Origin of the sequence: uncultured Marinobacter sp., from assembly GCF_947488835.1 — a bacterium.
Classification (GTDB): Bacteria; Pseudomonadota; Gammaproteobacteria; order Pseudomonadales; family Oleiphilaceae; genus Marinobacter.
In genome coordinates, this window is the sequence record NZ_CANLBK010000001.1 from 1,403,409 (window position 1) to 1,422,257 (window position 18,849).

Genomic DNA, 18,849 nt, shown 5'->3' on the forward strand with positions numbered 1-18,849 from the left:
CTATAAATCCTTGAGGTAGTGTAGCCCGGATAGCTGATCCATCTGGCCTCGAATCCAGAAAACACGATCCCGCACGTAGGGCGATGGCGAAGAAACGCTCAACACCTTCGGGTTGGGCAACACTGCAGCCAACCGTGCAGACTGGTTGGCGGACAACTGCCGTGCAGAAATACCGAAATACGCCTTACTCGCAGCCTCAACGCCGTAAATACCCGGGCCAAACTCGGCGATATTAAGATACACCTCAAGAATTCGGCGCTTGGGCCAAACCCCGTCAACCGCGAGCGCAAGCCCAGCCTCCAGAGTTTTACGGACAAAGCTTCGGCCATTCCATAAAAACAGGTTTTTTGCGGTTTGCTGCGTGATGGTGCTGGCTCCCCTTAGCCCGTCACCAGCATGGTACTCCGCTAATGCTTTGCGAATCGCGACAAAATCAACACCCCAATGATCGGGAAACCGCTGATCCTCGCTGGCAACCACCGCGATTGGCATCCAGGGCGAGATATCCGAGAAACTAACCCATTGTTGCTGCACTTCTTTGTGGGGGTTCGCAAGGCTGTAGCTGAGCATGAATGCCGACGTGGGCGGGTTTACAAACCGAAACAAGAGCAGCATCGAAAGGAACAGCAGCACCAGAGCAATGAACACCCAGGCAAAACCACGAAACGCTCTCTTTGGAAGTGATTTACGAGCCATTTAAGCGCCCGGCCCGACTGTTTTCAGCTTCACCCGTGCGCACAACGTTTGCCCCTATTACCCGGAGACAGTGTTGGCGGCACACAGCGTGGAGCGGTGTTTTGCCCGCTTCATCTCCGTCCACCGTCATGGTTTTTGGTTTTGACGTAAGAATGTCGCAACGCTTCCCCTTCAGGTGCACCACTGTGCTGGTACGATCAGGAGACTTTCCACTCAACCGCACCAGCAGGAAAGTGAGTAACAACTGCAACAAAGGGCGCGGCTTCACCGCAATCACATCAAGCAATCCATCATCTGCTGTCGCTTGTGGAATTTCATTCCCGCCCCCGAAAAATGCGCCGCTGGAAACAGCAATCGACAACCAGCGGCCGCGAACGAGCGCCTTGTCGCACGATATTTCCGCAGTAAAACCCCGCTTGGCATTCACTTTTTTTAACAACGCCACCCCATAACTGAAGCGGCCAAACAGTTTTTTAGCTGCGCCCTTAGCTTCGCTGGCCGACAGCGCTCCCAGGCCTATGTGTGCCACATTTAGAAAGATTCTATCCCCAAACTCTGCCACGTCCACTTTTTGCGTGGTGCCTTGCTGGACCAGTTCACATAAAGCGGCAGGATCTTCCGGCAAGGCCAGGTTTCGGGCGAAATCATTGGCTGTACCAGACGGCAACACCGCAAGCGTTGCGTTGTGTTGAAGGCATATCTGGGCGGCGGCATTAACTGATCCATCACCACCAGCCACCATCACTATGTCGCCGGATTGTAGTTGCGCCGTCCAACTCTGATCCTGAAGGTCGCAACACTCCGGGCCTGTGATGCCAGCATTCGCCAACTTTTCAAGCCAAAATTCCTGTCCCTTCTGGCCATCGCCTGCAGCAGGGTTTGCAACCAGCCAATAGGTCATACCATCATGCTCTCTGTAGCAAAATAAAAAAAGCCGGGAACCTCAAGACACCAAAGATACCTCAAACATGCCATGGTGGTCGTTACCATAAGGACACAGGAACTGCTTCCACCTGCTATATTGTCCGACTATAGTTAACTCCTGAACTAAACATCACTAATCGGAAACCAGCAATGATTAAAGATTTGATCACGCCTGTGCGTTCCAAAGCGCAGCTCGCAGCCCTGAAGCTGATAACGAAACTCATTCCAAGCCCGATTCCCAACATGTTCCTGGGGGCGCAGTCTCGGCTCCGGCTGGCTGAGCACATGGCGCATTTTGACTTCAAACGGGTTCTGCTTGTGACCGACGATGTGTTGTTCAAGTTGGGCGTTATTAGCCCCATAGAGGAACACCTGAACGAACTCGGAGTTAAAACTGTTGTATACCACGGTGTGACGCCAGACCCAGGTTTTCTTGTGGTCGATAAAGGGCTGGAAGTGCTCCGCCAGAATGAATGTGACGCTGTATTAGCGATTGGCGGAGGGTCGTCCATTGATGCTGCAAAAGTGATGGCGCTGGCAGCTTCAAACAAAAAAACGCCTCAGGGGTTGGTCGGAATTCTCAAGGCTCGCAAGCCATCTATTCCGCTGTTTGCGATTCCGACTACCGCAGGTACCGGCTCCGAAGTCACAATTGGCGCCGTTATATCTGATGAAACCACACACATTAAACATCTGGTAATAGACCCAAAAGTGGTTCCTTTAGCAGCTGCGCTGGATCCCGAGATTATGGCTGGCATGCCGAAATCGGTAACCGCAGACACGGGCATCGATGCCCTTACCCACTGCCTTGAATCCTGGATCAGTGATTTCTCCTCGCCAGAAACTGAGCTGTACTCAGGTGCCGGCGTGAAACTCGTGTTCAAGTATCTGGAAAAGGCCTGTGAAAACGGACAGGACTACGAAGCCCGTGATGCCATGGCGCTGGCTGCAAACTACGGTGGGTTGGCTCTGAACAAAACGGGGCTGGGCTACGTGCACGCGATTGCTCACCAGCTTGGCACGCAATATGGCGTTCCTCACGGCCGGGCTAACGCCATTGTTCTGCCGCACATACTTGAGGTGAACCGGCACAGCGCACAAGCCCGAATGGCCAAACTGGCCAGGTTGTGTGGTCTTGCCACAGATACAGAGGCAGACTCTCTGGCAACCGACAAGTTCATCCAGCGTGTGAATACGCTGCTTGCAACCTTGCCAATATCCCGTGAAGTGAAAGGTATCAATGAGAAGCACTTCTCTGTAATGGCGCAAGCGGCCATGAAAGAAGCTCACGGAACCTACGCGGTGCCTAAATATCTGAACAAGAATGAGATTATTCAGGTACTCCGCATTATAAGTGGCCATCCTGCATAGCCAAGGTCCCGCCGGAGCGCGCCTAGCCGGGGCGTTTCTGCGACACTACCAGAGCAACGCCTGTGATAGAGACAATTCCGCCGGCAATCGCCAATACGCCCAAGCGCTCATCAAACAGCCAGAAGGCCTCCAGAGCCGTTACCGGGGGGACAAGATAGAACAGGCTTGCCACCTGGGAAGCAGCGCCTCGGCGAATCAACCACATCAAAAGCAGAATCGCGCCAATAGAAACCCCCAAAACCAGCCAGGCCATAGAAAGCTGAAGTTGCAGAGACCAGACTACTTCGCGGGTTTCGAGCATTAGCGCGCCAGCGGCGAAAAGCAAGGCGGCGGCACCGTACTGAATGATGGTGCCAGCCACCAGGTCTGCACCTGTTCCATGGCGTTTTTGGTACACGGTACCCAACGAAATGCCGGCCAGCGCTAGCAGAGCCCATATCAGCGTCCATAATGGAAACGCCTCCCCCGGGTTGCCTGCCCCACCAAACTTTTCAAGCAAAACCAGAGTGACACCCACCAAGCCAAGCCCCAAACCTAGCCACTGCCGCCATGAAATGGCTTCTTTCAATACAAAAATCGCGACGCCCGCGGTAACCAGCGGCTGCAAACCAACCACCAGCGATACTATTCCCGAGGGCATTCCGTCCTGAATGGCATAATACACACCGCCAAGATAGCAGCCATGGACCAGTAGACCGGTTACAGCAAGATGCCCAGCGGACCGCCAGCCAGGCCAGCGGGCTTTAAGGAGACTTGCAAGAACCACAAGCAAGCCAAGGGTGAGAAGCATTCGAATCAGCAGAAGGGTGAATGGCTCGGCATAGGGCAGGCCGTATTTTGCGCCAATAAAGCCCGTACTCCACAGCCATACAAATAAAGCAGGTACAAAGAACGAATAAAAGAAAGATCGCATAAACGACTGCCGGGGTCAGGTATCTGGAACAAAGTGCAGTTTAGAGCCTGAATCGCAAACAAAACAGATACAGCCCCCCGGCCAAGCCACCATTACAGGTGGCTCTGAGGGATCGGTCAGCGGCGATTATGTCGTGAGGATAGATTGCAGTTTCTGTGTCAGCTCTACTGCCTCACTGCCCATAGGAGTCAGGTAACCTCCGTCATCCCGCGTTATCAGGCCTTTGGCAAAAAGGCGCTCCGCGGCATCTACGGTCTCGGGGGCCGCATCACTTTTGTGTACCTTGATTCCAGCTTGGCCTGAGGATGATTCGAATTGCGACAACAGATTAAGCTCGGCAATTGTGTCTGGAGAAAATGGCATGGTATTTCCTTGTCTGGTTTAGTGGTCAGATACTTTGTTTCAAAGTCATAAATTACTCCGATACCCGATTCTTAAAGAATAGCAGTAGAGCCACCATAACCATATCCCGACGGTCAGCTTATCTTATAAAAGCTTAATGAGGCGGCAACAAACCCGATTTAAATCAATAAAAACATAACTTTAAATCCGGAATACGTGTATACAAAGCACCTTACAAGGAATCGGGCATTGCTTGATATTTGTGCATTTTCCCAAATTTGTGCCATTTTTAAATGGAAGCCAAACAAGGAGGAATGATTATGCTTTATTGGGCTGTAGTCTGTCTTATCGTAGCAATTATTGCCGGTGTCCTCGGCTTTGGAGGCATTGCGGGCACAGCGGCGGGCATCGCCAAGGTGCTGTTTTTTATCTTTCTGATTCTTCTGGTGATCACTCTGGTTGCCAATGTTGTTCGCGGGCGGGGACCAAAGATCTAGTTTCTCGCATAGCTCTGATCAATGTTTCGGCCCGGGCGCTCGCTGTACGCCCGGGCTCCTCCATCCCTCCTCTCAGTAACATTTCACCGACAAGCCGTAATATCATTTATGCTCGGCAACGCCGTATAATCTTCAATCTGCCTGATTTAATATAACGAACAGCAAGATTATTGATTGCGCTTTCCGTGAGTAGCTAATGACAAGCCCCCAACAACTCGCCTTGCCGGTACTTATCGCCTTGATCTGGCTCTCTGCACCCGCTGCAGCAGACAGCATCAAGCGTATTGTGCATCCGGATGGCAGAGTTGAATTTACCAACGTAAAAAGTAACAGCCCCGGGCGAGCCTCCACCAAAAGCGAAACCGTATTCCGCTACAAAGACGATAACGGCGTCGTTGCTTACACCAGCACCCGGCCTTCGGTGGCAGATTTCGATGTTATCAGCTTCCACTGCTACGCCTGCGACCCGGATTCTCGGGTGAATTGGCGTACTACCCCGCTATTCGCTGGTCGCTACGAAACAGAAATCAAGACAGCTGCCCAAGAGTATGGTGTTGACCCGGCACTGGTGCGTGCGGTGATTCATGCGGAGTCTGCGTTCAATGAAAAAGCACTCTCCCCCGTCGGTGCCCAGGGGCTTATGCAGTTGATGCCAGGCACAGCTTTGGAAGTCGGCGTGCAGAATGCCATGGTGGCAGCAGACAACATCCGTGGTGGCGTTACCTACCTCGCAAAAATGCTGGAACGCTTCAAGGGTGATACCCGGTTAGCCACTGCGGCATACAATGCCGGGCCAGGTGCCGTAAGCCGTTACGGAGGGGTTCCTCCCTATGCTGAAACCAAGGCTTACGTTGAGCGGGTCGGCATATTGCGCGAGCGCTATGCCAGCAACTGACCAGATCACCGGAAGCCCCATCCTTGGGAGCTTCCGGGTTTCACTTCAAGATTACTCAGAGGCTGCAATCAGGCTGGCGTTGCCACCGGCCGCGGTTGTATCCACGCAAAGATGGCGCTCAATCACAAAGCGCTGATCGAGCATATGCTCGGTGATCAGTGGGATCAACGCGCCATCGCGCTTGGCCAGGGCCTCACGATACTTGCGTAGCAGGGCCTGATCGGCACAGCTTACAACAGCCTCAAAGCCACCAGCACTCGCCAGTGCTTCCGGGTCCAAAAGCCCTTCAATGCCCACTAGCGGTAACCCGGCTTGGGCAGCCCGCGCTACAACATCTTCAACACCTGGGGCGATAACCACCACTTTATTACCCTGAGACAATGCCATAGAGGCTTGTGCCAAGGCAGTTTCCTTGTCTGGCCCCAAGCAAAGCACGATTCCACGGGCGTGATTGGACAGGCGGTTAAGCTCTCCTGTTGGCCCTGGCAGTTCTTCTGCCTTGGCATCCAAAGGTTCTGGGACCTTACCAAAAACAGGCTCCATAGCGTCCACTCTGGCCTTCGGCGCAGCAACGGCAAGCTTGCTCAAGCTACCGATCAGACCATCCAACTTCTTCCCATCAATGGCTTTCGCACCAGGCTCAGCCGGGCGCTCAACACTGGCGCCTTTCAGGAAGCGTCGAAGGTACTGAGGGCCACCTGCTTTTGGGCCGGTTCCGGAAAGACCTTCACCACCAAATGGTTGGGAGCCAACAATCGCGCCAATCTGGTTACGGTTAACGTAAGTGTTGCCAACTTTAATGCGGGCGACAATATGATCAACACGGTTATCAACCCGGCTGTGGATACCGAACGTCAGGCCATAGCCTTTGGCGTTAATCGCATCGACAACCTTGTCGATCTCTTTGGCTTCAAAGGTTGCCACGTGCAGGATCGGCCCGAACACCTCTTCTTCAAGCTCTTCGATCCCGTTAACTCTGAGCACGGCCGGTGACACATACAGGCCTTTTTCAGGCACCGGGAGTTTTTTCAGCATGCGACCTTCGCGCTCAAATTTTTCGCAGTGATCGACAATTTTCTTGCGGGCAGCCTCATCGATCACCGGCCCCACATCTGTCGATAGCGCCCAAGGATCACCAATACCCAGCTCCTCCATGGCTCCGTAGAGCATTTCCAGCAGGTTCTCGGCTATGTCTTTCTGCACATACAACATACGCAATGCGGAGCAACGTTGGCCCGCACTCTGGAACGACGACGCCAGAACATCACGAACCACCTGCTCCGGGAGCGCTGTTGAATCTACGATCATGGCGTTGAGCCCACCGGTCTCCGCCACCAGAGGTGCGTCTGGCGCCATGTTTTCGGTCATAACCTTGTTGATTCGCTGAGCGGTTGCCGTGGAGCCGGTGAAACAGACGCCTGCAACTCTGGAGTCAGACGTGAGGGCAGTACCCACGGTCGCGCCTGTGCCCGGAAGAAGCTGAATAGCATCTTTTGGAATGCCCGCTTCGTGCATCATTTCCACCACACGAAAAGCCAACAGCGATGTTTGTTCTGCTGGCTTGGCAACTACCGCGTTACCCGCCGCCAGGTTTGCAAGAACCTGACCGGCAAAGATGGCCACCGGGAAGTTCCAGGGCGAAATGCAGCAAATAATGCCACGAGCTTCGCCGTTGTCTTTGTTGCGCAGACCTTCGTTGGCGTAGAACTGTGCGAAATCCACCGCCTCGCGAATTTCAGCAACACCATCCAGCAATGATTTACCGGCTTCCCGGGTCGTCAGCGCAAACAGTTCGTGTACGTTTTCTTCAAGCAGATCACCTACTTTTCGCACACAAGCAGCACGATCTTCCGCAGACGTGGCCGACCAACTGGCAAAACCTTGTTCTGCCGCTGTAATGGCTGCGTTAACATCGGCTTCATTGGCATGGGTAATGTGCCCAACCAGATCGTCCGGGTTGGCCGGGTTTGTTACTTCCAGCACGTCTGTGCCGGTAACGGTGCCGGCGATCAAAGGCCCACCGGTCCATAGATGGCTGCGGAATGCTCCGCGACCTTCATCAATTCGGGCAACGGTCACCGGATCGGTAATATCCCAGCCTTTTGAGTTACGACGCTTGGCACCAAACAGTTCCGTTGGGGGCACAATTGCCTTGCTGGAAAGATTCTTCCCAAGCTCCTGAACCGTATCGATCGGATCCTTCGCGATCTCTTCTGGGGTGATGCTGGTGTCGACAATCTGGTTGACGAAAGAACTGTTGGCGCCGTTTTCAAGCAAACGGCGCACAAGATAAGCCAGCAGGTCGCTGTGCTTGCCTACCGGCGCGTAGATTCGGCAGGGCACTCCGCTTTCGCTGAGAACCTGGTTGTGCAGGGATTCACCCATGCCGTGGAGACGCTGGTATTCATAATTCTTCAGGCCCGCAGCGTTGGCCAGCTCACGAACCGCGGAAACAGAGTGCGCGTTGTGGGTGGCAAACTGCGAATAGATGCGGTCGCTCATGCCAATCAGCTTTTTGGCGCATGCAATATAGGCAACGTCACTGCATGCCTTGCGGGTGAACACAGGGAAGTCGGTCAGGCCCATGACCTGGGCGCGCTTGATCTCCGCATCCCAGTAGGCGCCTTTTACCAAACGCACCATGATGCGACGATCAAGCTTTTCAGCGAGTGCGTACAACCAGTCAAGGGTATGGGACGCGCGTTTGGCAAAGGCCTGGACCACAACACCAAAGCCTTCCCAATTAGCCAGTGTGGGGTCGGACATTATGGCTTCGATAACATCCAGAGAAAGATCCAGCCTGTCCTGTTCCTCAGCGTCAATATTGAAGCCCATGTTGGCGGCGGCCGCCTTTTTGGCCAACTCAAGGGCGCGGGGAACCAGCTCATTCATTACCCGCTCTTTTTGGCCATATTCGTAACGGGCCAGCAGCGCAGAGAGCTTAACCGAGATACCGGGGTTTTTACGCACATCGCCCTTACAGTTTTTGGCAATGCTATCGATGGCTTGTGAGTAGGACTCGAAATAACGACGGGCATCGGCATCCGTACGCGCCGCCTCACCCAGCATATCGTACGAATAGGTGTACCCCTTCGCCATGTAGGATTCGGCTTCACTCTGGGCTTCTTCAATGTCGCGGCCCAAAACAAACTGGCGCCCCATTTCCTTCATGGCCTGACCGGCAACCGTACGAACGACGGGTTCACCGAGGCGCTTGACCAACTTGCGCAGCGTGTCACCTACCGTATGGCGATCAGAGTCCTTCAACAGGTTGCTGGTCATCAACAGCGCAACGGTGGTGGAGTTGATAAATGCCGAGGTGGCTTTACCTACGTGAGCACCCCAGTTGCCAGAGGTAATCTTGTCTTCAATCAGCGCATTGATGGTGGTGTTATCCGGCACCCGCAACAGCGCCTCTGCCAGGCACATAAGCGCGACGCCCTCTTTAGTAGTAAGGCCGTACTCTGCGAGGAATTTTTCCATGATGGTGGATTTGGCACTCTCCCGAACACTACGCACCAAATCAGCCGCGCGGGCAGAAATCATTTTGCGATCGGCTTCAGACAACTGAGCATCAGCAATCATCTCGTGGATGACTTTGTACTCATCTTCGAGATAGTAATCGCGAACCGCCTGCCGGCTGCTGGCTAGCTCGGGAGCCAATGATTGCTGCGATATCATAGTTGTACCCTCTCAGTTGTTTATCTTTACCGCATTCTACCGACAACAGCATAGACTGTTTGACTGTAAGCGCCGAAGTTACCCGCCAATATGGCCGTATTGAGCTTCATAAATGTATTAATTCTCTGACATGAAATACAATTTCAGCCAATTCGACCACGCGCGGTGGCTTGGAACCGCCCAAAACCCTTGCGGCATATGGCATTTATAGCCTACAGCATAGTGCCCCTGCTCAAGACTTGCCCAAAAGTCGCGGATTTACGTTTGTAGAGGACAGAACAACATGAACGAGCTGGACCGAATAGATCACTCCATCATTCGTGAGTTGCAGAAGAATGCGCGAATTACGGTTACTGAGCTTGCGTCGAAGGTGGGTTTATCCAAAACCCCGTGTCAGGTGCGCATGCGGCGGCTTGAAGAACAGGGGTTTATTACCGGCTACACCGTGCTGGTTAACCAGACAAAGTTAGGGCAAAGCCATATCGCCTTTGCTCAGGTTACGCTGAACGACACCAGCAGCGAGGCGTTGAAGGCGTTCAATACCGCCGTGAAGAAGATATCCGCCATTGAGCAGTGCCACATGATTGCCGCCAATTTTGATTACCTGATGAAAGTGCGGACACGCAACATGGCCGAGTACCGACAGGTATTGGGTGAGCAAATTTCCGCCCTGCCCCATGTGCTGCAAACCAGCACTTTTGTGGTAATGGAGAATGTGAAGGATGCCGGGCTTTGAAAGCCCTATTTGTTCACTCTGGCCAGGCCCAATGCAGACACTGTTAACCCCAACTCCCCGCGATACATCGCGTTGCCGATACCCAGCACAATGTTCTCCACGGTAAAGTTGGAAGAGACGGCACTGGCCCCACCGGTTGAGCGAGACTCCAGAACAAGCACCAGCCGCAGTAGATCCAGAAGGCGGATAACCAAATCGAGAGTGCCGAAGTCTTCCGGAGCATCGTCAATCCGGGCAATGACATAAGCTTTGGCAGATTCCACAACGAAGGCTTCGTGGCTGGTTAAATGCTCTATTCCGAGGTATTTGATGGATTCAACGCGCTGATGCCGCTCTCGTCTGATAGCCTCCATACACACTTGCCCGGAGTTTTCCGGCAAGTCACCCTGGCGCAGAAGACCGGCGAGCCGAAAGTCCACCTTACCCTCACTCCGCATCTGTTCGTATTCGTTTTTCAGCCGCTCTTTTGCGTGGGGGAAATACCGACGAACTGCCGCTTCCCGCGCTCGCTCCAGGTCTTCAGTTGTAGCCAGGTTCACCAGCGAACTCATCACTCGCACGCAGTGGAGCAAGTGCTCCCAAATGGCTGGTTCAATGGATTCGGGATTATCGGGAAGAACCCGTTTTATGGACACAAACTCGAAATACAGAGCCGTCACTTTCTGCTCCGAGAAGTCAGAAGTGCGGATAATTCTGCGCAACCCGAGCTTTTCAATATCGCCCAGCAGGCTGGGCATCAGCATCAGAACGTAATGTTTCGCGCCTTCTGAAATGGGCATAACTGATTGCAGCTCCGATTGAGGTATATCCATACCATAGCATCAAGATGTTTCTCTCGCTTAAGGGAAAAACATCTCGGTTTCCGGGCAGGTTACTGTTTACTATCCCACTGCAACTTACCGATTCAGGGACGATATCAATCGATGGCGTCACAACGCTTCCGGTATTCCGCCGGCATTATCAGGAACGGCATTCCCATCTTCAAGGTAGAGGCACTACTTATTGAGGCGCCTCTTGTACAGGCTCTATCTCTGGCAACAAAAGGGGTCAACTTCACATCAAGCCCAGTAGAGCGTGTCGGGCCACTGGCTGGTCATTTCAACTTACTGCAGCATAAAGGCATGGTAATACAGCTGGCGCTGTTGCAATGTACCCAGGGTTGCAGAGGTACACGCTTATAGCCTCCCACACGCCAGTAGAAATCACCTACCAAATAACTGAAGCCGGATACTTTGAGCACGCCAGCTATCCAGACATTGATCAGCGCAACAGTGGTATTTCCGAGTATTGGGAAAGCTTATCCCTGGGAGAAAACTACAGCTTTGCTCTGTATGAGCCGGTGGCGGGGTTTGTAATGGTGGATATGGCGCCTGTTTACGAAAAAAGCCGGGCTTTTTATGAGGCTTCGCGGTAATAAAAAAGCAGGCCGGCATGTTTTGCCGGCCTTGTGACGTGCTTAGGCGCGGCTAAGAAACTTCCGCTCTTCCACGTTGATCTTGATGCGATCGCCGGTGGAGATATGCTCAGGAACCTGGACAACCAGGCCTGTTGCCATTCTTGCGGGCTTGGTACGAGCCGTTGCTGACCCACCCTTTACTGATGGGTCTGTCTCTTCAATATCAAGCTCAACAATCGGTGGCAGTACCAGTGCAACCGGTGCATCACTGATCAGAATCACCAAAATGCCCTGGGTATCTTCAGTGATATACAACAGCTCGTCAGCAATGGCTTCCCGGTTCAGGCTGTACTGGGTGAAGTCTTCGCTATCCATGAAGACGTATTCGTCGCCATCGGAATAGGAGAAAGTAGCTGGCCTGCGCACAAGATCGGCAAGGTTCAGCATGTCGGTATCTTTGAACGTCTCGTCGATCTTGTTACCCGTTACCACATCGTACATACGCATGCGGTAGAGACTGCCGCCAGCACGGCCCTGGGGAACAGAGCGATCAATATCCTTGACGAAATAAACCCGACCTTCATATTCAACTGCAGAGTTTTTCTTGATTTCACTTGCTCTAGGCATCTTTTAAAGCTCCAAAACAATCTCGAAACGCATCCATACCGGGCAAAAGCCGGCGTGCTTTACACCCGGTAATTCTACCCTCAGACGTGCCCTGCTGATACAGGGCAAGCCGATACTATAGGCCATTCAGTTAAAAGCTTCCTGAGGCGACAAGCAGATTCGCATAAGAAATAGCAATTTGATGTAAGCTATGCACCATTGTGACCATCGTCTTTGCATTGGCCTGATTGAAGGCCAACGCACCACGCATGGTCGGCACGCTGACGGCTAAACTGAAAGGTGTTATGAAAGTACCCAAGAGATTACAACCCTTGGTCGACGACGGCCTGGTGGACGAAGTGCTTTACCAGCTTATGAGCGGCAAAGAGGCACAGGTTTACGTGGTGCAATGTGGCGACCAGGTGCGCTGCGCCAAGGTATTCAAGGAAGCAAAAAAGCGAAGCTTCAAGCAGGCCGTTGAGTATCAGGAAGGCAGAAAGGTGCGCAACACCCGCCGGGCACGGGCCATGAGTAAAAAGACACGCTACGGTCAGAAAGAACAGGAAGATGCATGGCTCAACGCCGAAGTGGATGCCCTGTACCGGCTTGCGGAAGCCGGCGTGCGCGTTCCGGAACCCAAGGGCTTTGTAGACGGCGTGTTGCTGATGGAACTGATTGCCGATGCCGACGGCAAAGCGGCCCCGCGGCTGGATGACGTAACTCTCACTCCGGAAGAAGCAAGGGACTACCACGGCCGGATAATCGCAGAAATTGTGCGGATGCTGAGTGCCGGGCTGATCCACGGTGACTTGTCAGAATTCAACGTGCTGGTCGACAGCAATGGGCCGGTGATTATTGACCTTCCCCAGGCGGTCAACGCAGCAGGAAACAACAACGCCGAGCGCATGCTGGAAAGGGACGTGGATAACATGCGCCGTTATTTCGCCAAGTTCGCACCTGACCTACTGGTTACCGATTATGGCAAAGAGATCTGGGCACTTTATGAAAGCGGCGATCTGCATCCCGAAAGCAAACTGACAGGCTGCTTTGAGCACGATACTGCCAGCGCCGATGTAGAAGAGCTTATGGCGGTGATTGACGCCGCTAAAGAAGAAGAAAGGGATCGAATAGAGCGCATGCTGGATGATGACGAGGATTAACCCTCGTCACCCAAACTCTTACCAGGCAAGCCAGATAACGTGTTTTGCGCCTTTGCCAGGGCGGTGGGCGCGCACGGTTACTGCCTCTGCCGAAAGCCCGGCGCGCTTCAGGCGCTCGGTAAATGCAGGATCCTGCCCGGCTGACCAATAAGCCAGAATTCCCTCAGGCCGCAGCGCCTCTTGTGCTGCGGCAATGCCTGCTGCTGAATACAACCAGTCATTTTCTTTTCGCGTCAGCCCCTCAGGGCCATTGTCGATATCCAGCAAGATGGCGTCGTAACTGGCAGGTGAAGCCTTGATAAGCTGCACCACATCACCAATATGCACCTTGGCACGAGGGTCTTTGAGCGGATACCCAGAAGCACTACCCAAAGGGCCGAGGTTCCACTGTTCCACCTCCGGCACCAGCTCGGCAACGGTTACTTCGGCGGTATCGCCCAGAGACTCTAAAGCGGCTGCGAGGGTGAACCCCATGCCAAGCCCGCCTATAAGCACTTTTGGTGCGGGATGATCTGCAATACGTTCGCAGGCCAGTGTGGCCAACGCATCCTCGGAGCCGTGCAAGCGGGTGTTCATAAGCTCGCCGCTCTTGCCGGCAATACGGATAGAAAATTCTTCGTTGCGCTGCAGAAGTCGCAGCTCGGAGCCCTTTCCGGGAATAATCGCAGTGCCTAGCAACTCAAAGCGAGCCATAAAAACCTCTGAAAAGGATTCAGGCGCGCTCACCAAGGCGGCGCCCAACCCAGGAATGATATAACCTCGCCAGCGTAGGCCGAATCAAGGGCAAGGAAATTAGCCATGCCAAAGGTTTCAGCAAGAAAACTCGCGACATAAGCAGTATGTAGGCATCCATCTCACGGTGAATTTCACCCTGATCATCTTTTACATGCAGCTCGCGAAGTGCCTTGTAGGGATCCACGCCCTGCTGTCGTAGCTCCTCATCACGGCCCGTGATGTCCAGCCACTCAACCGAGTCTCCGGTTCTTCCTGCGAGCTTTTCATACCAGCGCCGATCCCTGACACAAACGGGACATGAGCCGTCATAGAAAACGATCAGTTTACTTTGCGACTTACTCATAAGTGCCCTCCAGTCATAAAGAAAGCCTGAAAGGTACTCTATCACACCACCAGCCCTGGTTTTGCTCAGGCGGCAGGCTCCGTTCCTGAAGCAGTCGGTTCATCCTGGTGCTTGTTTTCGCTCCGCGCCACAATTGCAGTGCCCACCAGGTCTCCTGTCACGTTCAGCCCGGTCGCGCCCATGCCAACCAGGGCATCAATGGATACCAGGAGTGCGACTGTTTCAATAGGCAGCCCAACTTGAGCAAACACCGTCGCGATCATCACAATTCCTGCGCCGGGCACCCCTGCCGTACCTATGGATGTAAGCGTGCCAATAAGCACAATCTCCGCCATGGTCACCAGGTCCAATGGAATACCCACCACATTGGCTGCAAACACCGCTGAAATCGCGATACGAATGGCCGCTCCATCCATATTTATGGTGGCTCCCAGCGGCAGACTGAAGCCGTATATTCGCTTGGGTATGCCCAGGCTTCTTGCAGCATCCAGCGTCAGCGGCAGCGTGCCGGAACTGCTCTGAGTGGCAAACGCGGTAGCCATAGGTGTGCGAGCTGCCCGGAAGAACTCGCGAATACCCACCCCATAAAACCGCATCAAAATGCAGTAAACAACCAGATGCACAGCCAGCGCAATATAGAGCACCATCACCATGTCGCCCAACGCCAATATGGTGGCCATACCCTGCTCACCTGCCGTCTTGGCTACAATCGCGAATACACCGATGGGGACGTACTGAAGAACGCCAGCCATAACCTTCAAGGTGATCTCGTTGAGCCCTTCGACAACTTTAAAAAGATGCTCGCCAAGCTCTGCATGTGCCTCACTCTCTCGCAACTTCAGCAGCGCAATACCGAACACAATGGCAGTGAAGATGATTCCCAACAGGTTCAGCTCAGTAAACGCCGTGAAAATATTGTCGGGCACAATTCTCAGCAGCACACTCACGAACCCGGGGTTGTCCGGCACGTTTACTTCAGCGTTTTCGTCCAGAGCAATGCCGCTTCCCGGCTCAAGAAGCGTTGCCACCAACAAGCCGACCACAATGGCCAAGGCTGATGTCATCACGTAAAACCCGAACAGTTTCCGCCCTACACGCCCCATGCTTCCAATATTCGCCTGATTGATACCAACCATCAGCGTAAACAGTACGATAGGCACAATAAGAAACTTGAGCAGTCGCAACAGAAGCTCGCCGAAAGGCGCCAACCAATCTGCCGCTTGCTGGCCACCGATCAAACCCACCGCTACGCCCAGTACCAACGCTATGCTTACGCGAAGAATGAGGGAGGAATTCAGATACTTGTTAAAAAGGGCCCTCATCAGATAGCCCCCTGTGAAGTTGTTGAGTACATCAGCATGATATGAGTCCTGATCCGGGATGGCGCCGATTGTGGTGGAAATTATCCGACAGGTAAACCGCAAGCCTATTTCTGTAGCTGCCGAACATCCGCCAAAAACTGGTCAACCACCGCCGAGGTTGTCGCCCAGGAACACATAAGACGAGCGCAACCGCCGATAAAGTTATAAAAGCGCCACCCTTTTGCCCGCAAAGCCGCCTGCAGAGGCTCGGGCATTTCCACAAAAACACCGTTTATTTGCCGTGGGTATCGGAGCGTGATGCCCGGCAACCCCGCCAACCCGTCAGCCAATCTTTTTGCACTGGCATTCGCGTGGCGGGCATTGTCCAGCCACACGTTATTCTCCAATAAACCACACCAGGGCGCAGAGATATACCGCATTTTGGAGGCCAGCTGCCCTGCCTGCTTGCAGCGCCACTCAAAATCCTCGGCCAGTGCCTTGTTGAAGAAAACCACCGCTTCACCAAGGGCCAAACCATTCTTGGTTCCGGAGAAACACAACACATCAACACCCACTTTCCACGTGATTTCGGATGGATGCACATCCAGCGCCGCCACTGCATTCGCAAAGCGCGCACCGTCCATGTGGATATTCAGCTTGTACTGATCCGCCAGCGTGCGGATTTCCCGAAGCTCATCCGGGGTATAGATTGTGCCAACTTCCGTTGCTTGGGTGAGGCTCAGCGCTTTGGGTTTGGGGTAATGAATATCCGTGCGCTTGGTCACCAGGTGTTCAATGCTTTCAGGGGTCAGCTTTCCGTTTTCACCCTGCCCCAGCAATAGCTTGGCACCATTGGAGGCGTACTCCGGCCCGCCACATTCATCGGTTTCAATGTGCGCCAACTCATGGCAGATCACGCTATGGAAAGATTGCCCAATAGATGCCAATGCCAGCGAGTTGGCAGCCGTACCGTTAAATACAAAATAGACATCACAATCTGTATCAAACAAAGCCCGCAGGCCATCGGCCGCCCGCTGTGTCCAACTGTCCTCACCGTATGCTGGCTCGTCTACGCGGTTTGCCGCCTCCATGGCTTTCCAGGCCTGCGGACAAACACCACTGTAATTATCGCTGGCAAACTGTTCTGACCGTGACACGGCAACACTCCTCAATCGGGTGGTTAAATGCTCTGGCTTTTGGTTTCAGCAATGCCTTTCGCTGTTCGTTCAAAGGTCAGCGCAATACGCTCGAACATGCCCTCAACGGTTGCAGTTTGTGCATCGGGTTCTCTGGCGGCGTGAATCGCCGTCAACAACTCCGCACTCACCTCTCTAAACCGAGGGTTCTTTTTACCTCGGGAACTCACCAGATAGGTATCTGCAAGTACCTGCTGCCACTCGGCGAGTTTTGCGTCTACCTCAGCACTACGATGGTTCTCGATGCGCCTTCTCAGGCGAATGGACATGTGGCCAATGTTCAGGCCGGTGAAGCCCAAGTCTGTCATGTGACGGTTTGGATTGCCCGACCCCTGATCGTAATTGGCCAGCCGCAACAGGCGCTCGCCCATGCGCCCATTAAGCCAGTTCTCCGGGCGTCTCTGATAATCAATGCTGGTAAGGTCGCGGGCCGTTGCCTTCAGCAGCCGCCGTTGCATGAACTGCCCATCCAGAGGGGTGATCAGCTTGAACACCCAGTAGAGAATACTGATGCCCACGAACAACCCCAGAGCATTACTGGTGGCCGTGTCAGCATTGAATGCCATGTGGTTTCCAGGCTGAACGATCAGTGTGAGCGGGATACAAATGCCCAGGCCATAGGGCAAGGTCGGCCGCTCTGCAAGGGCCAGCAAACCAATAAAAAATGGGCCGGCAAGCACCAGCACCAGTATTTCGAAATCCCCACTGCTTTTTGCAAGCAATCCCAACCCGTAAATCAGCGCCACCGGAATAGCCACCACCACACTGAGCAACAGGCGCCGCAGCATGTTAATCAACACCGCCAGCGAAAACCGGGCAAACACAATGGAAAACACAACGGGCATGATCATCAACATTATGGCCGCCGGGCTACCTGTGCTCATCCATACCCCGGCCCCAACTGCGAACACAACGGCGGTCCTGAAACCATTTACAACGCCTATCAAGGGGTCTCTGTGGGTTTTCAGCTTGGACGCCTTGAGCAGGGTCTGGTCGCGATTCTCCAGCGCATTATAAGCCCGCAGCACCATAACCAGATCCGCCACCAACTCCACTGCGGTCTGGGTGAGGCGTATAACGATGGCAGATTCGTTTACATAGGCTGCCTTGTGTTCCAAAAGCGCCCGCCTGAGTTCCTGGGCCTGGTTGTAGGATTCTTCGTAACTGGGGGCCTCGGCAATAGCGATGAAGAGCATCCGCATATCTTTGAGCAACACACCAAATGCAGGCGACACCAGTTCCGGATGGTTACGGGGGAAGCGCCCCATTATCTGTGTGACCGCGAGCAACGACATCACCTTGTTAACCAACAGGTGTGCAGCCCGGCTGCGTCCCGGCCCTTCCGGGCCTTCGTAGGCGACTGCACTGGAGTCATCGTTCAGCACAATCAGCGTTTCCAGGATCTGATCCGCATGCTGGTGGCGCTGTTCATGGGTACTATTCGGGTCCAGTTCCAGCGAGAGGTATTCAAGGGTTTTGTTAATGACATTCCGGGCATGGTCGCGAAGGCTTTCCTTAACTGTGACCGGCCACAGCAGGCGGCTAACCAACATGGCACAGAGGGCACCCACACTGATTTCACTTATACGGGACTGGGCAATATCAAACACCGCACGGCCATCGTTCGCATTGGGATCCGCCACAACCATAATTACGACAAGGCCAGCCGTCATTCCGGACATGGCAAAGGCGTAGATAAAGTTGGCGTTATGCACCATAGACGATGCTGCAGAGTTAAGGCCTATCCAGAGGGTGAGGCAGGCGAGCGCCAGCAGCGGATACGGCATAAACAACGCCAGAATTAAAATCCCTGCGCCGCCGCCGACCACCGATCCGGAGATCTGGCAAAGGGCTTTCTCAATCACCAATCCGCTTTCGGGGCGAATCTGCAGAAAGACAGCAGACACCACTGCCCAGTAGGGTCGATCGAGCTGCAAATACATAGACACGAACAACGCCAGCGCCATGGATATCACCCCTTTCAGGGCAAATATTACCGCGTGCCTGTTCGGGGTAAAAAGCTGTGTCGCAAGTTGCGGGAGCGCCAGAGATGCCAC

Annotated in this window: 18 protein-coding genes; 6 read left to right on the forward strand and 12 right to left on the reverse strand. The window is 53.7% G+C overall.

From position 1 onward, the window contains the following. Entirely contained in the window at nt 1–696 is a 696-nt protein-coding gene (mtgA, locus tag Q0824_RS06450) for a monofunctional biosynthetic peptidoglycan transglycosylase (protein WP_298448615.1), read from the reverse strand. Continuing rightward, nucleotides 686–1,597, reverse strand: a complete 912-nt coding sequence (locus Q0824_RS06455) for a YegS/Rv2252/BmrU family lipid kinase (protein WP_298448618.1) — start codon at nt 1,595–1,597, stop codon at nt 686–688. The genes mtgA and Q0824_RS06455 overlap by 11 nt, the downstream gene beginning before the upstream one ends. A 173-nt stretch (nt 1,598–1,770) precedes the next feature. On the opposite strand from Q0824_RS06455, the gene Q0824_RS06460 reads away from it, so the two are divergent. Beyond that, nucleotides 1,771–2,991 carry an iron-containing alcohol dehydrogenase gene (locus Q0824_RS06460; RefSeq protein WP_298448620.1) on the forward strand — a complete coding sequence of 407 codons (1,221 nt, stop codon included), beginning with the start codon at nt 1,771–1,773 and terminating at the stop codon, nt 2,989–2,991. Nucleotides 2,992–3,013: 22 nt separating this feature from the next. On the opposite strand, the gene Q0824_RS06465 is transcribed toward Q0824_RS06460, so the two are convergent. Next, nucleotides 3,014–3,904, reverse strand: coding sequence for a DMT family transporter (locus Q0824_RS06465; RefSeq protein WP_298448622.1), 891 nt, complete (start codon nt 3,902–3,904; stop codon nt 3,014–3,016). Between the two features lie 126 nt (nt 3,905–4,030). Beyond that, on the reverse strand, nt 4,031–4,267 hold the full coding sequence (locus Q0824_RS06470) for a TIGR02647 family protein (protein ID WP_298448624.1): 237 nt from the start codon (nt 4,265–4,267) through the stop codon (nt 4,031–4,033). Nucleotides 4,268–4,566: 299 nt separating this feature from the next. On the opposite strand from Q0824_RS06470, the gene Q0824_RS06475 reads away from it, so the two are divergent. Both Q0824_RS06475 and Q0824_RS06480 read left to right on the forward strand, forming a co-directional pair. After that, on the forward strand, nt 4,567–4,743 hold the full coding sequence (locus Q0824_RS06475) for a DUF1328 domain-containing protein (RefSeq protein ID WP_298448625.1): 177 nt from the start codon (nt 4,567–4,569) through the stop codon (nt 4,741–4,743). A gap of 196 nt (nt 4,744–4,939) precedes the next feature. Then, nucleotides 4,940–5,638: a lytic transglycosylase domain-containing protein gene (locus Q0824_RS06480; protein ID WP_298448627.1), complete on the forward strand. Its 699-nt coding sequence runs from the start codon at nt 4,940–4,942 to the stop codon at nt 5,636–5,638. A 51-nt stretch (nt 5,639–5,689) separates the two neighbouring features. Here Q0824_RS06480 and putA read toward each other — a convergent pair whose 3' ends face one another. Continuing rightward, nucleotides 5,690–9,319 (reverse strand): bifunctional proline dehydrogenase/L-glutamate gamma-semialdehyde dehydrogenase PutA, encoded by a 3,630-nt coding sequence (putA, locus tag Q0824_RS06485; RefSeq protein ID WP_298448629.1) that lies wholly within the window; start codon nt 9,317–9,319, stop codon nt 5,690–5,692. A gap of 283 nt (nt 9,320–9,602) precedes the next feature. Here putA and Q0824_RS06490 point away from each other — a divergent pair, with 283 nt between their 5' ends. Further along, nucleotides 9,603–10,055 (forward strand): winged helix-turn-helix transcriptional regulator, encoded by a 453-nt coding sequence (locus Q0824_RS06490; protein WP_298448631.1) that lies wholly within the window; start codon nt 9,603–9,605, stop codon nt 10,053–10,055. Between the two features lie 5 nt (nt 10,056–10,060). On the opposite strand, the gene Q0824_RS06495 is transcribed toward Q0824_RS06490, so the two are convergent. Next, nucleotides 10,061–10,834 (reverse strand): hypothetical protein, encoded by a 774-nt coding sequence (locus Q0824_RS06495; protein WP_298448633.1) that lies wholly within the window; start codon nt 10,832–10,834, stop codon nt 10,061–10,063. A gap of 368 nt (nt 10,835–11,202) precedes the next feature. On the opposite strand from Q0824_RS06495, the gene Q0824_RS06500 reads away from it, so the two are divergent. Continuing rightward, a complete protein-coding gene (locus tag Q0824_RS06500) occupies nt 11,203–11,469 on the forward strand; it encodes a hypothetical protein (protein WP_298448635.1) in 267 nt (88 codons plus the stop codon). 42 nt (nt 11,470–11,511) lie between these two features. On the opposite strand, the gene yeiP is transcribed toward Q0824_RS06500, so the two are convergent. After that, nucleotides 11,512–12,078, reverse strand: coding sequence for an elongation factor P-like protein YeiP (yeiP, locus tag Q0824_RS06505; protein ID WP_298448637.1), 567 nt, complete (start codon nt 12,076–12,078; stop codon nt 11,512–11,514). A gap of 284 nt (nt 12,079–12,362) precedes the next feature. Between yeiP and Q0824_RS06510 the strand changes: the two genes are divergently transcribed. Beyond that, nucleotides 12,363–13,217: a PA4780 family RIO1-like protein kinase gene (locus Q0824_RS06510; RefSeq protein WP_298448639.1), complete on the forward strand. Its 855-nt coding sequence runs from the start codon at nt 12,363–12,365 to the stop codon at nt 13,215–13,217. 18 nt (nt 13,218–13,235) lie between these two features. Here the strand turns inward: Q0824_RS06510 and Q0824_RS06515 are convergent, their stop codons facing one another. From Q0824_RS06515 to Q0824_RS06535, 5 genes are all read right to left on the reverse strand, one after another. Next, entirely contained in the window at nt 13,236–13,910 is a 675-nt protein-coding gene (locus Q0824_RS06515) for a hypothetical protein (protein WP_298448641.1), read from the reverse strand. Nucleotides 13,911–13,929: 19 nt separating this feature from the next. Beyond that, on the reverse strand, nt 13,930–14,295 hold the full coding sequence (locus Q0824_RS06520) for a thiol-disulfide oxidoreductase DCC family protein (protein ID WP_200202692.1): 366 nt from the start codon (nt 14,293–14,295) through the stop codon (nt 13,930–13,932). Between the two features lie 65 nt (nt 14,296–14,360). Then, nucleotides 14,361–15,617, reverse strand: a complete 1,257-nt coding sequence (locus Q0824_RS06525) for a dicarboxylate/amino acid:cation symporter (protein WP_298448644.1) — start codon at nt 15,615–15,617, stop codon at nt 14,361–14,363. A 104-nt stretch (nt 15,618–15,721) separates the two neighbouring features. Beyond that, nucleotides 15,722–16,753 carry a low specificity L-threonine aldolase gene (locus Q0824_RS06530; protein WP_298448646.1) on the reverse strand — a complete coding sequence of 344 codons (1,032 nt, stop codon included), beginning with the start codon at nt 16,751–16,753 and terminating at the stop codon, nt 15,722–15,724. A 23-nt stretch (nt 16,754–16,776) separates the two neighbouring features. Beyond that, nucleotides 16,777–18,849 (reverse strand): FUSC family protein, encoded by a 2,073-nt coding sequence (locus tag Q0824_RS06535; protein WP_298448648.1) that lies wholly within the window; start codon nt 18,847–18,849, stop codon nt 16,777–16,779.

What these genes read in the sequence shown, in the direction of transcription:
- mtgA (WP_298448615.1), bottom strand. Translation starts at nt 696, where the DNA reads ATGGCTCGTAAATCACTTCCAAAGAGAGCGTTTCGTGGTTTTGCCTGG.
- Q0824_RS06455 (WP_298448618.1), bottom strand. Translation starts at nt 1,597, where the DNA reads ATGACCTATTGGCTGGTTGCAAACCCTGCTGCAGGCGATGGCCAGAAG.
- Q0824_RS06460 (WP_298448620.1), top strand. Translation starts at nt 1,771, where the DNA reads ATGATTAAAGATTTGATCACGCCTGTGCGTTCCAAAGCGCAGCTCGCA.
- Q0824_RS06465 (WP_298448622.1), bottom strand. Translation starts at nt 3,904, where the DNA reads ATGCGATCTTTCTTTTATTCGTTCTTTGTACCTGCTTTATTTGTATGG.
- Q0824_RS06470 (WP_298448624.1), bottom strand. Translation starts at nt 4,267, where the DNA reads ATGCCATTTTCTCCAGACACAATTGCCGAGCTTAATCTGTTGTCGCAA.
- Q0824_RS06475 (WP_298448625.1), top strand. Translation starts at nt 4,567, where the DNA reads ATGCTTTATTGGGCTGTAGTCTGTCTTATCGTAGCAATTATTGCCGGT.
- Q0824_RS06480 (WP_298448627.1), top strand. Translation starts at nt 4,940, where the DNA reads ATGACAAGCCCCCAACAACTCGCCTTGCCGGTACTTATCGCCTTGATC.
- putA (WP_298448629.1), bottom strand. Translation starts at nt 9,319, where the DNA reads ATGATATCGCAGCAATCATTGGCTCCCGAGCTAGCCAGCAGCCGGCAG.
- Q0824_RS06490 (WP_298448631.1), top strand. Translation starts at nt 9,603, where the DNA reads ATGAACGAGCTGGACCGAATAGATCACTCCATCATTCGTGAGTTGCAG.
- Q0824_RS06495 (WP_298448633.1), bottom strand. Translation starts at nt 10,834, where the DNA reads ATGCCCATTTCAGAAGGCGCGAAACATTACGTTCTGATGCTGATGCCC.
- Q0824_RS06500 (WP_298448635.1), top strand. Translation starts at nt 11,203, where the DNA reads ATGTACCCAGGGTTGCAGAGGTACACGCTTATAGCCTCCCACACGCCA.
- yeiP (WP_298448637.1), bottom strand. Translation starts at nt 12,078, where the DNA reads ATGCCTAGAGCAAGTGAAATCAAGAAAAACTCTGCAGTTGAATATGAA.
- Q0824_RS06510 (WP_298448639.1), top strand. Translation starts at nt 12,363, where the DNA reads ATGAAAGTACCCAAGAGATTACAACCCTTGGTCGACGACGGCCTGGTG.
- Q0824_RS06515 (WP_298448641.1), bottom strand. Translation starts at nt 13,910, where the DNA reads ATGGCTCGCTTTGAGTTGCTAGGCACTGCGATTATTCCCGGAAAGGGC.
- Q0824_RS06520 (WP_200202692.1), bottom strand. Translation starts at nt 14,295, where the DNA reads ATGAGTAAGTCGCAAAGTAAACTGATCGTTTTCTATGACGGCTCATGT.
- Q0824_RS06525 (WP_298448644.1), bottom strand. Translation starts at nt 15,617, where the DNA reads ATGAGGGCCCTTTTTAACAAGTATCTGAATTCCTCCCTCATTCTTCGC.